Genomic DNA, 13870 nt, shown 5'->3' with positions numbered 1-13870 from the left:
GATACGGAGGAGTTGCGCCTGATGGCACAGGTGAGCGCAGCCAGCACGATCTTGATCAATGCCGAGCCCGCGGCCGCCCTTGACGCGGTGGCCGATTATCGCCATGTCCGCCCGAAAATCCTCTCTCCGCAGTACAGCGAGTATCAGGTGCTCGAGGGTGGGCAGGGGCAGGGCACGGTCGCCAAGTGGCGGCTGCAGGCCACCAAATCACGCGTGCGCAATGTGCAAGTCAACGTCGACGTCGCGGGCCACACGGTGATCGAAAAGGACGCGAACTCGTCCATGATCACCAATTGGACGGTGGCTCCCGCGGGTCCCGGCTGCAGCGTCACGGTCAAGACCAGCTGGAACGGCGCCGGCGGCGTCAAGGGTTTCTTCGAAAAGACGTTTGCGCCGTTGGGCTTGAAGCGAATTCAGGGCGAAGTGCTGGCCAACCTGAAGAAGCAGCTGGAAGGCTAACGCGCCTGGCCCTGGGCGGCCAGGAAACCTGCGATGCCGCGCACCAGCGCGTTGGCGTACTTCTGCCGGCCCTCGGCTGATTCGATCAGCGCCGAGTCCGCGGGGTTCTTCATGTTGCCCAGCTCGACCAGGATCGACGGATACTGCGCCAGGTTCAGGCCCGCCAGATCGGAACGTCCGTACAGTCCGTCCTGGCCGATGTAGTTGGCCGGTGGAATACCCGAGGCCTGCAGCTGGTCCCGCATCACCTTGGCGAACTGCACCGAGGGTCCGGCCTGGGTCGCGTTCAGTGGCGGCGCGGAGTAGTTGACGTGGAAGCCGCGGCCGGTGGCCGGCCCGCCGTCGGCGTGCAGGCTGACGACCGCGTTGGGGCGCAGGGCGTTGGCCATGTTGGCCCGTTCGTCGACGCATGGCCCCAGGGCGTTGTCGTTGCCGCGCGACATGGCGGTGCGCACCCCCAGCGCGTTGAGCGCGGCCCGGAGCCGCAGCGCGGTGTCCCAGGTGAAAGTGTGTTCCGGATAGCCGCTGTTGGTCGACGTTCCGCTGGCTTGGCAGTCCTTGGTGCCGCCGCGACCGGTGGGTACCTGGCGCCCGATCGACGAGTCGTTGGCCCCGTTGTGGCCGGGATCGATGAATACCACCATGCCGGCGATGCTGGCGGGGGTGGCGGCGGCTGTGGGGACAATCGGTATCAGCGGTGCCGCGGCGGCGACGAGCACGCCGGCAACCCTTTGGAGTAGGAAGGCGATCCCGACACGCAGGCTTACTGGTACGTCCACTGCGCAAAGCTAACGTGGCGCGGTCTAGGCTAGGTGTTTCGAATCGCCCGACAACCGCAGGCGAAACCAACTCGAGACCAAGATGCGAGGGGACTGTCATGCAACCTGGAGGCGATATGTCGGCACTGCTGGCCCAGGCGCAGCAGATGCAGCAGAAGCTATTGGAAGCCCAGCACCAACTGGCCAACTCTGAGGTGCACGGCCAAGCCGGTGGTGGCTTGGTCCAGGTTCACGTCAAAGGCAGTGGCGAGGTGATCGGTGTGACGATCGATCCCAAGGTCGTCGACCGCAACGACATCGAGACCCTGCAGGACCTGATCGTCGGTGCGATGCGCGACGCATCACAGCAAGTGACGAAGATGGCGCAGGAACGGCTGGGGGCATTGGCCGGGGCGATGCGTCCGCCCGGTGCGCCCGGTGCACCCGGGCCGGGTATGCCTGGTGGGCCGGGGATGCCGGGAGCGCCCGGGATGCCGGGTATGCCTGGTGGGCCGGGGATGCCGGGAGCGCCGGGGGTCTGACCGGCACCGACATGTTCGAGGGACCTGTCCAGGATCTGATCGACGAGCTGGGAAAGTTGCCGGGTATCGGACCCAAGAGTGCGCAGCGCATTGCGTTTCACCTGCTGTCGGTCGAGCCAGCGGATATCGACCGCCTGACCGCCGTACTGGGTCGGGTGCGCGACGGCGTGCGGTTCTGCGCCGTGTGCGGCAACGTCTCCGATGGCGAACGTTGCCGCATCTGCGCGGATCCGCGCCGCGACGGTTCCCTGGTATGCGTCGTCGAGGAGCCCAAGGACATCCAAGCCGTCGAGCGCACCCGCGAATTCCGCGGCCGCTACCACGTCTTAGGTGGTGCGCTTGATCCGCTGTCCGGGATCGGCCCTGAGCAGTTGCGGATCCGCGAGCTGCTGAGCCGCATCGGTGAGCGGGTCGACGACGTCGACATCACCGAGGTGATCATCGCCACCGACCCCAATACCGAGGGTGAGGCCACCGCCACCTACCTGGTGCGGATGCTGCGCGACATCCCCGGCCTGACCGTCACCCGGATCGCATCGGGCCTGCCGATGGGCGGCGACCTGGAGTTCGCCGACGAGCTGACCCTCGGCCGCGCGTTGACCGGCCGCCGGGTGCTCGCGTGATGTCGCCGTGATGTCGCCGTGATTTCGCCATTGATTTCGCCGTTGATTTCGCCGAGCCTGTAATTTTGCAGGCCGCTACTCGCACTTTCCCTGCAGATTTACAGGGTCGGCGAGTTGTCGGCTCTCGCTGCCAACATTTCGAGCCATGACGGCGGTTTTCCTCGGGAGCGAAGCGGTCACGTCCAGAAAAATGACCCGGCACGAGCTGCAACGGTGGTATCGGCCGGTGTACCCAGGTGTCTACGCCCCGCAGCGGCACAACCTGTCACTGCGCGACCGGACCATCGGGGCATGGTTATGGTCGGGACGCCGAGCGGTCATCTCCGGTGTAGCCGCGTCCGCACTACACGGCGCGCAATGGATCGACGATGACGTCGCCATCGAGTTGGTCTGGTCGAACACCAGGCCGCCGCGGGGGCTCGTCGCTCGCGACGAAGTCCTGGCCGATGACGAGATCACCCGGGTAGCGGGCCTGCCGGTGACCACGTTGGCGCGGACGGCCTATGACCTCGGTAGGCATCTGCCGCGCGGGCAGGCGGTGGCGCGCCTCGACGCGCTCATGCGAGCGACGCCGTTCTCAACCGAAGATGTGCTCCTGTTGGCCACGCGCTATCCAGGTGCGCGTGGTGTCCGGCGACTGCGGGCGGCGGTGCCCCTCGTCGACGCGGGGGCGGCGTCCCCCAGGGAGACCTGGCTGCGGCTCTTGCTGATCGATGCCGGATTTCCCACGCCCAGCACGCAGATACCGGTGCAGAAGGATTGGCGGCTGATCGCAATGCTGGATATGGGCTGGGAGAAATACCAGGTGGCGGCCGAATATGACGGTGACCAACACCGCACCGACCGCCGGCGGTATGCGCACGACCAACGGCGACTGCGTACGCTCGCGCAGCTGGGTTGGCTGGTCATCCGGGTGATCGCCGAAGACAGGTCCGAAGAGGTAATCGCCCGGGTGCGCCACGCACTGCTGGCCAGAGGCTGGCGGCCCTAGCCTTAGCCTTAGCGAGCAGCCAACCGCTCGCGGCGCAGCAGGTCCACCTCGGGGAGCTCCAGCGGTCGTAGCGAACCTACCACCTTGCTGAGCAACAGGTCGGCGAGCTCGGGGTTGCGGGCCAGACACGGCCCGTGCATATAGGTCGCGATCACGCTGCCCTGAACCACGCCGTCGAAGCCGTCACCGGCCCGGTTGCCGGCACCCCTGACCACCGCCCCCAACGGCGACGCCGCGGGGCCCAGGACGGTACCGCCGCGGTGGTTTTCGAAGCCGGTCAACGGCTGCCTCAAACCGGTCAGCAATGGCGTGCTGACCAGTTCGCCGATGGTGCGGGCCGGTTGCGGCGTGGTTGTGACATCGAGCAGGCCCACGCTGTCGACCCGCTCTCCCGAGGATGTCTCATACCACTGGCCCAGCACCTGGACGGCCGCACAGATCGCCAGCACGGGCGCGCCCCGGGCCGCCGCGCGCTGCAGGCCGGGGTATTGCAGCAGGTGCTTGGTGGCCAGCCGCTGCGCGTAGTCCTCCGCGCCGCCCAACGTGTAGAGGTCCAACGATTCCGGAACCGGGTCGGCCAGCGTGATCTCGACGATCTCGGCGGGGATGTCGCGCAGCAGCAGTCGTTGGCGCAGCACCACGGCGTTGCCGCCGTCGCCGTAGGTGCCCATCACGTCGGGTAGTACCAGCCCGATCCGCATTTTGGATTCAGCCATGTCGCGCCAGTGCCCGTTGCAGCTGCAGGAACGCGGTGTAGTTGGCGACGACCTCGACCCGCCCGGGCGGGCAGGACGCGATGGCCGCCATAGTGTCGTGCACCAATGTATGCTCGACACCCGCGTATCCCAGACGCACCGCCAGGTCGGTGCCGCGTTCGCCGGCGGCGACGACTGGGGTCTCTTCGAAATGCTCGAAACGGACGTCCCACAGCCACGACAGGTCCTCGCCGTCGGGCACCTGCCCATTGACCGCGATGACCACCCCGGCCGCGTGCTTGTCCACCATCGACAGCGCTTCCTGCCAGCCGGCCGGGTTCTTGGCCAGCAGGATGCGGGCTTCGTGCGCACCGATCCGCACGGTCCGGTAGCGGCCGGCGACCTCGTCGACACTCGACACGGCCGCGACCGCCTTCGAAGGGTCGGCGCCCAGCGCGACGGCGGCGGCGACGGCCTGGGCGGCATTGCCGCGATTCACCGCGCCCGGAAGCGTCAACCGCATCGGCAGCGCGAGCCCGCCAGGCCCGTACAGGGTGTCGTCGTCGAAGAACCACTGCGGGCTGGGCCGCTTGAAATCGGCGCCGGTGGAATACCAGTGGCAGTGCTCGCGGACGATGACCTCGCCGCTGCGAGGACAGCTCACCGAATCGTTGGACCAGGAACCTCCCGCGGCCACCCACACGACGTTTGGGCTGTCGTAGGCCGCCGAGGTCATCAGCACGTCGTCGCAGTTGGCGACGACGACGGCCTGCCGGTGCCGCGCCAGCCCGGCGCGCAGCGTGCGTTCGATCACGGTGATCTCGCCGACGCGATCCAGCTGATCCCGCGACAAGTTCAGCAGGACGATGACGGTGGGCTCCACGGCGTCGGACACGTGCGGCACGTGCATTTCGTCGACTTCCAGGGCAGCCAGCTTGGCATGGCGATCCGCGGCCAGTGCGGCCACCAGGCCGGCGTCCATGTTGGCGCCCTCGGCGTTGGTGGCTACTGCGCCCAACGTGCCCAAAGCTGCGGCCGTCATTCGGGTGGTCGTCGACTTGCCGTTGGTCCCGGTGACGACCACGGTGCGACGGCCCACGGCGAGTTGGCGCAGCACCGAGCGGTCCAGGGTCATCGCGACCAGACCGCCGATCATCGCGCCGGCTCCGCGCCCGGTGACCCGCGATGCCCAGCGCGCGCTCGCTCCGGCGGCGAGGGCAAGGCGGGCCCGGGTGGTGATCACCCGGGTGAGTTTAAGGGCGATCGCAAGCTCGGCGCTTTTGGCGCCGGGCGCGGCGGGTCGCCCTGGTGGGGTTGCGGGGCGATCGCAAGCTCGGCGCTTGTGGCGCCGGGCGCGGCGGGTCGCCCTCGTGTGGTTTCATGCCCGACACGATGCGCAGCGACGCCGCTGATGTCGGTCGCGCATGCGATTCTCATTCTGTGAGCCACACCTGGGGACGGCCGGCCAGCCACCCACACGGGGGTTGGGCCGTCATCGACGTCGAGACCTCGGGCTTTCGCCCTGGTCAGGCCCGGATCATCAGCATCGCCGCGCTAGGCCTCGACGCCGCCGGGCGGGTGGAGCAGTCCGTGGTCAGCCTGCTCAATCCGGGAGTGGACCCGGGCCCCACCCATGTCCACGGTCTGACCGCGGCCATGCTCGAAGACCAGCCGCAATTCGCCGACATTGTCGGTGACGTGGTCGAAGTGCTGCGCGGGCGCACCCTGGTGGCGCACAACGTCGCGTTCGACTACGCGTTCCTGGCCGCCGAAGCCGAACTCGCGGACGCCGAACTTCCCGTCGACACCGTCATGTGCACGGTCGAGCTGGCACGCCGGCTCGAGCTTGGCATGGACAACCTGCGGCTGGAGACGCTCGCGGCGCACTGGGGTATCACCCAGCAGCGCCCCCACGACGCGTTCGACGACGCGCTGGTGTTGACCGGAGTGCTGACGCCCGCTCTCGCCCGCGCTCGGGAACTGGATGTCTGGCTGCCGATACGGCCGGTGACCCGGCGTCATTGGCCCAACGGGCGGGTGACTCATGACGAGCTGCGCCCGCTGAAGGTGATGGCATCGCGGATGCTCTGCCCGTATCTCAACCCGGGCCGCTACGTCACCGGCCGGCCCTTGGTGCAGGGCATGCGGGTGGCGTTGGCCGCAGAGGTGGGGCGCACCCACGAGGAGCTGGTCGAGCGGATCTTGTACGCCGGACTGGCTTACAGCGACGACGTGGACCGCGAGACCTCGCTTGTGGTCTGCAACGAGACCGCTCCCGATCAGGGCAAGGGATATCACGCAATGCAATTGGGGGTACCGGTGTTATCCGACGTGCAGTTCATGGACCGCGTGGAGTCCGTCACCGGCGGCACGAGCATGGAGCAATTCACCGATCCCGGCCTGATCGACAATCAGCTCGCCCTCTTCTGAACCTTGCTTGCACTACAACCGTAGTGGTAACGTCTTACCCATGGCAACCACTACGGATGTAGTAGGCCGAACCGTGTACCGCCGGCACGGCTATTTCTTCCGGGAAGCCGCGATCCTGACGATTTCGCTCGGCGTCGTCCTGCACCTGTACCGGGTGGTCTTCGGAGACGAATTGACCCTGCGCTACATGGTGACGGTAACGACGGACCGAATCCTGCTGGTGCCGATGACGTATGCGGCCATCACCGGCATTCTGGTGTGGCACCGGGTCCGGTTCACCGGCAAACGGCATCGGCTGTTCTTCACCGCATCGTTGGTCTACATCGCCGGCAGCGTGCCGCTGCACCTCTACATGTCCTATGTGGTCAGGGACGTGTCGATGGTGACGTGGTTTCCGATGTCGTTCAGCTACCTGCTGCTGATCGCGGTCTATCCGGCGTTCCTGACCATGTTCTGGCGGCTGCGCTACACCCACTGATGCCGCCGAATCCGCAACGCCGCGCGCAGATCCTCGACGTCGCCATCGGCATACTCGCCGAGGAGGGAATCGGCGAGCTGACGCATCGCCAGGTCGACGAGCGGGCGGGCCTGCCCGCGGGCACCACCTCGAACTACTTCCGGACACGCCAGGCACTTCTCGAAGCGACCGCGGCGCGCACCGTCGACCTTCATTGGCAACGCGTGGCGGCGCTGCAAACCGCGGTCGGTTCGCTGGCCCGTGACGGCGTCAAAGCGCTCCTGACGCGCATGCTGGCCGACCCCGACGAGCGGGCGCGACGCTACACGCTGGCGCGGTTCGAGCTGTTCATGGAGGGGACGCGCCGGCCCGAGCTGCAGCCGTTCCTGAAAGATCTTCAGGCCGCCGCGGTGAAGTCCGCCACGCTGATCCTCGAGGCGGCGGGCTTCACCCCGACGCCTGAGCAGATGGACGAGTTGAGTCGGCTGCTGAACGGTTACCTGTTCAGCAACCTCACGATACCGGGCGGAGCACCGAATCCGGCCGGAGTCGTCGACCGGCTGTTAGGTGCGTTATTCGAGCAGTAGTGAGCCGCAGCGAATACTCGGAGCGGCCGACGGCATGCACACCTGATAGTGGTCCTACGGCGGCGGCGCCGGTGGGCAGGCGTCAGCTCATCGCCGATTGCTGGCCCGGTTGACCGCCGACACCACCGCCCGCAGCGACGCGGTGGTGATCGACGGCGCGATGCCCACGCCCCATACGACCTTGCCCGCCACCGACGCCTCGACATATGCCGCTGCCTGAGCGTCGCCGCCGGCGCTCATCGCGTGCTCGGAATAGTCCAGGATGGCCACGTCGAAGCCAACCGGATGGAGTGCGTCGACAAACGCCGCCAGGGGGCCGTTGCCGCTGCCGCTGATCTCGGTCTCCACGCCGTCGATTTTGACGGTCGCGACGATGCTGGTGGTGCCGCCGTCGTCGTCAGCGGCATCGACATGTTGCTTGATGCGCTCCAGCGGCCGCACCGGGGCGAGGTATTCCTCGGCGAATACGTCCCACATCTCCTTCGGTGAGACCTCACCGCCGTCGCCCGCCGCGCCCTCTGCGATCTGTTGGATTACGCGAGAGAACTCGATCTGCAGCCGCCGCGGCAGGACCAGGCCGTGATCGGCCTTCATGATGTAGGCCACCCCGCCCTTACCGGACTGCGAATTGACCCGAATCACCGCCTCGTAGGTGCGGCCGACATCGCGCGGGTCGATCGGCAGATACGGCACCTGCCACAGCATGTCTTCAACATCGGTGTCGGCCTCATCTGCGGCGATCTTCATTCTGTCCAGGCCCTTGTTGATGGCGTCCTGGTGGCTGCCGGAGAACGCGGTGTAGACCAGGTCGCCGCCGTAGGGGTGCCGCTCGGGCACCGGCAGCTGGTTGCAGTACTCCACCGTGCGCCGGATCTCATCGATGTTGGAGAAGTCGATCTGCGGGTCCACCCCGCGGGAGAACAGATTGAGCCCCAGGGTTACCAGGCATACGTTGCCGGTGCGCTCCCCGTTGCCGAACAGGCAGCCCTCGATCCGGTCAGCCCCGGCCTGATAGCCCAATTCGGCTGCGGCGACGGCGGTTCCGCGGTCGTTGTGCGGATGCAGGCTCAGAATCACGGAGTCGCGACGCGCCAGGTTGCGGCTCATCCACTCGATCGAGTCGGCGTAGACATTGGGCGTGGCCATCTCGACGGTGGCAGGCAAATTGAAGATGATCGGGTTGTCCGGCGTCGGTTGGATGACCTCGCCGACGGCGTCACAGACCTCTTTGGCGTATTCCAGCTCGGTGCCGGTGTAGGACTCCGGCGAATACTCGAAACGCCATTGCGTGCCGGGATATTTGGCGGCCTCCTCGAGGCATGTGCGGGCGCCGTCGATCGCGATGGCCTGCACCGCGGCCCGGTCGGCCTTGAACACCACCCGGCGCTGCAGGATCGACGTCGAGTTGTAGAAGTGCACGATGGCCTTTGCGGCACCTTGGCACGCTTCGAAGGTGCGCTCGATGAGCTCCGGACGGCACTGGGTCAGCACCTGGATGGTGACGTCGTCGGGAATGGCGCCCTGCTCGATGATCTCGCGGACGAAGTCGAAGTCGGTCTGGCTGGCCGACGGGAACCCGACCTCGATCTCCTTGTAGCCCATGCGAACCAGCAGGTCGAACATGCGGCGCTTGCGGGCCGGGCTCATCGGGTCGATCAGCGCCTGATTGCCGTCGCGCAGGTCCACCGCGCACCACAAAGGGGCGTGGGTGATGACGCGGTCGGGCCAGGTGCGGTCGGCGAGGCGGATGGGCTCGACTTCTTCGGCGAAGGGGCGGTAGCGGTGGACCGGCATCGACGAGCCTCGCTGGGGATTCCAGCCGGGTTGGCCGGGTCGCGGTGGGCCGGAAGGTTTGACGACGGTTCGCGCCGATCGATACGCGTCGGGTGTATCAGGATTTGTCACGGTAGTTGCTCCGGGGTGTCAGAAGGAACCTCAGACCGGCGCAATCGCGAACGTCCCGCGACGGGAAGCCGGTCTGGATCAGACCCCGTCGCGGCGTCCGAGGAGGAGCACCCGCTGCACGTTGTGCACTCTACCGCTATCGGCCCGATCACCAAAACCACTGATATCGAGTGTGAGCTGACGGCTTTGGGCGTGCGCTGAGGGCGTCCAAATCGCGGAAGTTCCGCCCGGAGCGCTCACTCGATGCCGTCAGCTCACCCTCGATGCTCGTCCACGTATTCTGTTGTGGACTTGAATCCAGGACCAGAATCCCAGACAGGAAAAGATCAGTGGCGCTCGTCGTGCAGAAGTACGGCGGATCCTCGGTGGCCGACGCCGACCGGATTCGCCGGGTCGCCGAACGCATCGTCGAGACCAGGAAGCAGGGCAACGACGTGGTCGTCGTCGTCTCGGCGATGGGCGACACCACCGACGATCTTCTGGACCTGGCTCAGCAGGTGTGCCCGGTGCCGCCGCCGCGTGAGCTCGACATGCTGCTGACCGCCGGCGAACGCATTTCCAACGCGCTGGTTGCCATGGCGATCGAATCGCTGGGCGCCCAGGCCCGGTCGTTCACCGGTTCGCAAGCCGGGGTGATCACCACCGGCACCCACGGCAACGCCAAGATCATCGACGTCACGCCGGGACGGGTCCGGGCCGCACTCGACGAAGGCCGCATCGTATTGGTCGCCGGATTCCAGGGCGTCAGCCAGGACACCCGCGACGTCACCACGTTGGGCCGCGGCGGCTCGGACACCACCGCGGTCGCCCTGGCGGCGGCGCTGGGCGCCGACGTCTGCGAGATCTACACCGACGTCGACGGCATTTTCACCGCCGACCCGCGGATCGTGCACAACGCGCGCAAGCTAGACACCGTCACATTCGAGGAGATGCTCGAGATGGCGGCCTGCGGCGCCAAGGTATTGATGCTGCGCTGTGTGGAATACGCCCGCCGCTACAACATTCCGGTGCATGTCCGCTCGTCGTATTCGGACAGGCCGGGCACCGTCGTCGTCGGATCGATCAAGGACGTACCTATGGAAGACCCCATCCTGACCGGAGTCGCGCACGACCGCAGCGAAGCCAAGGTGACCATCGTCGGGCTGCCCGACATCCCGGGCTATGCGGCCAAGGTGTTCCGCGCCATCGCCGACGCCGAGGTGAACATCGACATGGTGCTGCAGAACGTCTCCAAGATCGAGGACGGCAAGACCGACATCACCTTCACCTGCTCGCGCGACGTCGGGCCGACCGCGGTGGCCAAGCTGGACTCGCTCAAAGACGAGATCGGCTTCTCCCAGGTGCTCTACGACGACCACATCGGCAAGCTGTCGCTGATCGGGGCGGGCATGCGCAGCCATCCCGGGGTGACCGCGACGTTCTGTGAGGCGCTGGCCGCCGTCGGGGTGAACATCGATCTGATCTCGACGTCGGAGATCCGGATCTCGGTGCTGTGCCGCGACACCGAGCTGGACAAGGCGGTGGTCGCGCTGCACGAGGCGTTCGGACTCGGCGGCGACGAGCAGGCCACGGTCTATGCGGGGACGGGACGTTAGATGGTTGCGATAGGAGTTGTGGGTGCCACCGGTCAGGTGGGCCAGGTGATGCGCACGTTGCTCGACGAGCGCGACTTCCCGGCCAGCTCGGTGCGGTTCTTCGCCTCGGCCCGCTCCCAGGGCCGCAAGCTGGCCTTCCGCGGTCAGGAGATCGAGGTCGAAGACGCCGAAACGGCGGATCCGAGCGGCCTGGACATCGCCCTGTTCTCCGCGGGGGCGGCGATGTCGCGGGTGCAGGCGCCGCGGTTCGCCGCCGCGGGCGTGACGGTGATCGACAATTCGTCGGCGTGGCGCAAAGACCCCGATGTGCCGTTGGTGGTGTCGGAGGTCAACTTCGCGCGCGACGTGCGCGGGGCGGGGCCCCTCAAGAAGGGCATTATCGCCAATCCCAACTGCACCACCATGGCCGCGATGCCGGCGCTCAAGGTGCTGCACGACGAAGCCCAGCTGGTTCGCGTGGTGGCCTCCACCTATCAAGCGGTCTCCGGTAGTGGCCTGGCCGGGGTGGCCGAGTTGGCTGCCCAGGCGCGTGCGGTCATCGACGACGCCGAGGCGTTGGTGCACGACGGCGGTGCGCTGGATTTCCCGCCGCCGCAAAAGTACGTCGCGCCGATCGCATTCAACGTGGTGCCGCTGGCCGGGTCGTTGGTGGACGACGGCTCGGGGGAGACCGACGAGGACCAGAAGCTGCGGTTCGAGAGCCGCAAGATCCTGGGCATTTCCGACCTGGCGGTCAGCGGTACCTGCGTGCGGGTGCCGGTGTTCACCGGGCACTGCTTGTCCATCAATGCCGAGTTCGCCCGGCCGCTTTCGCCTGAGCGGGCTCGTGAGCTGCTTGACGGCGCGCCCGGTGTGAAGGTGGTCGACGTGCCGACGCCGCTGGCCGCGGCCGGGGTGGACGAGTCACTGGTCGGGCGCATCCGGCACGATCCCGGGGTAGCGGACGGGCGCGGTCTGGCGCTGTTCGTCGCGGGCGACAACCTGCGCAAGGGGGCGGCGCTGAATACCATCCAGATCGCCGAGTTGCTGGCCGCCGACTTGTGACATGCGGGTGAGCTCCGCCTGGGTCGCGCGGTGCTCGCTGGTAGCGTCTTTACTTGTCCCGCAGTGCTTTTGGGTCGCGCACGCCGATCCACCGGCGCCGCTGCCGCAGCCGATCCTGCAGCCGCTGGAACCCGGTCAGGTGCTGCGGATCGGTCCGACTGCCGGCACCGGAACCCCCACCGGTGACTACGGTATCGGGGCCACGGACCTGTGCGACTTCGTCGAATTCCCCAGCCAATTGCTGCAGGTTTGCGGCGACAGCTTCGCCGGCCAGGGTGTCGGGTTCGGCGGCTGGTACTCGCCGGTTGCGTTGCACGTCGACACCGCGTCGGTCGACGACCCCGCCGGGGTGCGCTACACCGGCGTCACCGGTGTAAGCAAGCCGCTGCTCGCCGACCCGACGCCACCCGGGGATTCGCAGCTGCCCGCCGGGGTGGTGCAGATCAACCGGCGCAACTATCTGATGGTGACCACGACCAAGGACCTGGTGCCGCAGAGCACGCGGCTGGTGGTGGCCGAAGCGGCGCGCGGCGGCTGGCAGACAGTTCCGGGGTCTCGGCGCGACGCCTCCTACCAGCGCTGGGGACAGACGCAGATCAGCGGGTACTACGACCCGATCCCTACCCCGGAATCGCCCAGCGGGTGGGTGTACATCGTGGCCAACAGCTTCACCCGCTGGCTACCTGTGGTGCTGTACCGGGCCACCCCGGAGGCGTTCACCGACCGGTCCCGCTGGCAGGGCTGGGCCGCCGGGGCCGGCGGCGGCTGGAACAAGCCACCGACCCCGCTATGGCTTGACCAGGTCGGCGAGATGAGCATTAAGCAGATCGAGGGCAAAACGGTGCTTTCGTATTTCAACGCCAGCAACGGCGACATGGAGGTCAGAGTGGCCGACGACCCGACGTCACTCGGTACCGCGCCAGTGACCACCGTGGTGCAACACGAGGAGGAGTGGCCCGAGCCGGCCGAAAGCCTGCCGCCGCCCTACGACAATCGGCTGGCGCAGCCGTATGGCGGCTACATCTCGCCCGGGTCCACGCTCGATGAGTTGCGGATATTCGTCAGCCAGTGGAACAACGCCGACCCGCGTGCCCGTGCGCCGTACCGGGTGATCCAGTTCGCGGTCAATCCGTTCAAGCCGTGATCATCTGGATGCCGCCCGCGCCGCCGGTGCCGCCGGTGCCGCCGGTGCCGCCGGTGCCGCCGCCCAGAGGTCGCCCTGCCCGCCGGGCGATTGGCCAGAATGGCTCATAGCTACTACATAAGTTGTGCATAGCCGCCACCACTGTTTGCCCCGGCATCATGCGTGTCATGAACGAAACACCTGAAATACCGACAGCGCCGACGTCGACCGCCGTGGCACCACCCCCACCGCCGGCGCTGCCACCAGCGCCCCATCAGACCCCCAAGGTCTTCAAAGCCGCGGCGTGGGTGGCCATCGTCGCCGGAATCGTGTTCATCGTCGCGGTGATCTTCTTCACCGGCTTCCGGCTCGGGATGCAAAGCGGTCACGGCGGCTACGGCCACCACCGCCATCACAAGCCCCACGCGATGATGCACCGAATGGGAGGTCCCAATGGTGGCGTCCCAGCGGTGAGTCCCGGCGGTCCCGCGCAGGTGCCGTCCTCGGTTGCACCCGCCACCACACCCGGTCGTTAGAAACTTCGACACCAGGCCCGGTGCTCACTCGAGCACCGGGCCTCATGAGTTTGTGATCAATCCGGTGCCGTATCGCCGTAACCCTTTGCGGTTGTCGCGGCGCTGAGCAATATTCGAGTGATGAG

General features: G+C 67.1%; 16 protein-coding genes. 11 read left to right on the top strand and 5 right to left on the bottom strand.

The genetic code is table 11. The annotated features are described in order from the left end of the window. Positions 1–21 precede the first annotated feature (21 nt). Entirely contained in the window at positions 22–459 is a 438-nt protein-coding gene (locus tag BST40_RS07850; protein ID WP_083153946.1) for an SRPBCC family protein, read from the top strand. Here the strand turns inward: BST40_RS07850 and BST40_RS07845 are convergent. Then, on the bottom strand, positions 456–1238 hold the full coding sequence (locus tag BST40_RS07845; RefSeq protein ID WP_075546871.1) for an Rv3717 family N-acetylmuramoyl-L-alanine amidase: 783 nt from the start codon (positions 1236–1238) through the stop codon (positions 456–458). The two genes, BST40_RS07850 and BST40_RS07845, sit on opposite strands and share 4 nt — an antisense overlap. 98 nt (positions 1239–1336) lie before the next feature. On the opposite strand from BST40_RS07845, the gene BST40_RS07840 reads away from it, so the two are divergent. The 3 genes from BST40_RS07840 to BST40_RS07830 all read left to right on the top strand — a co-directional run bounded on the left by BST40_RS07840 (position 1337) and on the right by BST40_RS07830 (position 3373). Beyond that, positions 1337–1759, top strand: a complete 423-nt coding sequence (locus tag BST40_RS07840; protein ID WP_083153944.1) for a YbaB/EbfC family nucleoid-associated protein — start codon at positions 1337–1339, stop codon at positions 1757–1759. 11 nt (positions 1760–1770) lie between these two features. Then, the gene (gene recR / locus BST40_RS07835) at positions 1771–2382 is read left to right on the top strand and encodes a recombination mediator RecR (protein WP_075546873.1); all 612 of its coding nucleotides are present in this window, start codon (positions 1771–1773) and stop codon (positions 2380–2382) included. Positions 2383–2527: 145 nt separating this feature from the next. Beyond that, entirely contained in the window at positions 2528–3373 is an 846-nt protein-coding gene (locus BST40_RS07830; RefSeq protein ID WP_075546874.1) for a hypothetical protein, read from the top strand. Positions 3374–3381: 8 nt separating this feature from the next. On the opposite strand, the gene BST40_RS07825 is transcribed toward BST40_RS07830, so the two are convergent. After that, positions 3382–4089 carry a type 1 glutamine amidotransferase gene (locus tag BST40_RS07825; protein ID WP_075546875.1) on the bottom strand — a complete coding sequence of 236 codons (708 nt, stop codon included), beginning with the start codon at positions 4087–4089 and terminating at the stop codon, positions 3382–3384. Next, positions 4082–5311 (bottom strand): Mur ligase family protein, encoded by a 1230-nt coding sequence (locus BST40_RS07820; protein WP_075546876.1) that lies wholly within the window; start codon positions 5309–5311, stop codon positions 4082–4084. The genes BST40_RS07825 and BST40_RS07820 overlap by 8 nt, the downstream gene beginning before the upstream one ends. A gap of 197 nt (positions 5312–5508) precedes the next feature. On the opposite strand from BST40_RS07820, the gene BST40_RS07810 reads away from it, so the two are divergent. The 3 genes from BST40_RS07810 to BST40_RS07800 are packed head-to-tail and all read left to right on the top strand — an operon-like array spanning position 5509 to position 7542. Next, a complete protein-coding gene (locus BST40_RS07810; protein ID WP_083153943.1) occupies positions 5509–6498 on the top strand; it encodes a DEDDh family exonuclease in 990 nt (329 codons plus the stop codon). 40 nt (positions 6499–6538) lie between these two features. After that, positions 6539–6976 (top strand): hypothetical protein, encoded by a 438-nt coding sequence (locus BST40_RS07805; RefSeq protein ID WP_075546877.1) that lies wholly within the window; start codon positions 6539–6541, stop codon positions 6974–6976. Further along, on the top strand, positions 6976–7542 hold the full coding sequence (locus tag BST40_RS07800) for a TetR/AcrR family transcriptional regulator (RefSeq protein ID WP_083153941.1): 567 nt from the start codon (positions 6976–6978) through the stop codon (positions 7540–7542). Before BST40_RS07805 ends, BST40_RS07800 begins: the two co-directional genes overlap by 1 nt. Positions 7543–7629: 87 nt before the next feature. Here BST40_RS07800 and leuA read toward each other — a convergent pair whose 3' ends face one another. Next, positions 7630–9447, bottom strand: coding sequence for a 2-isopropylmalate synthase (gene leuA, locus BST40_RS07795; RefSeq protein ID WP_075546879.1), 1818 nt, complete (start codon positions 9445–9447; stop codon positions 7630–7632). A gap of 329 nt (positions 9448–9776) precedes the next feature. Here leuA and BST40_RS07790 point away from each other — a divergent pair, with 329 nt between their 5' ends. Genes BST40_RS07790 through BST40_RS07780 form a run of 3 tightly spaced genes read left to right on the top strand, consistent with a single transcriptional unit; the run spans position 9777 to position 13230 of the window. Next, a complete protein-coding gene (locus tag BST40_RS07790) occupies positions 9777–11042 on the top strand; it encodes an aspartate kinase (protein ID WP_075546880.1) in 1266 nt (421 codons plus the stop codon). Then, entirely contained in the window at positions 11043–12086 is a 1044-nt protein-coding gene (locus tag BST40_RS07785; protein WP_083153940.1) for an aspartate-semialdehyde dehydrogenase, read from the top strand. Position 12087: 1 nt separating this feature from the next. After that, positions 12088–13230 carry a DUF4185 domain-containing protein gene (locus tag BST40_RS07780; protein WP_082275377.1) on the top strand — a complete coding sequence of 381 codons (1143 nt, stop codon included), beginning with the start codon at positions 12088–12090 and terminating at the stop codon, positions 13228–13230. On the opposite strand, the gene BST40_RS07775 is transcribed toward BST40_RS07780, so the two are convergent. Continuing rightward, positions 13220–13399 carry a hypothetical protein gene (locus BST40_RS07775; protein ID WP_083153938.1) on the bottom strand — a complete coding sequence of 60 codons (180 nt, stop codon included), beginning with the start codon at positions 13397–13399 and terminating at the stop codon, positions 13220–13222. The genes BST40_RS07780 and BST40_RS07775 overlap by 11 nt on opposite strands. Between BST40_RS07775 and BST40_RS07770 the strand changes: the two genes are divergently transcribed. After that, positions 13389–13745: a hypothetical protein gene (locus tag BST40_RS07770; RefSeq protein WP_240316526.1), complete on the top strand. Its 357-nt coding sequence runs from the start codon at positions 13389–13391 to the stop codon at positions 13743–13745. The genes BST40_RS07775 and BST40_RS07770 overlap by 11 nt on opposite strands. Positions 13746–13870 lie beyond the last annotated feature (125 nt).

The sequence above is a fragment of the Mycobacterium persicum genome (assembly GCF_002086675.1).
GTDB lineage: Bacteria > Actinomycetota > Actinomycetes > Mycobacteriales > Mycobacteriaceae > Mycobacterium > Mycobacterium persicum.
This window is presented reverse-complemented; position numbering and strand designations above follow the sequence as displayed.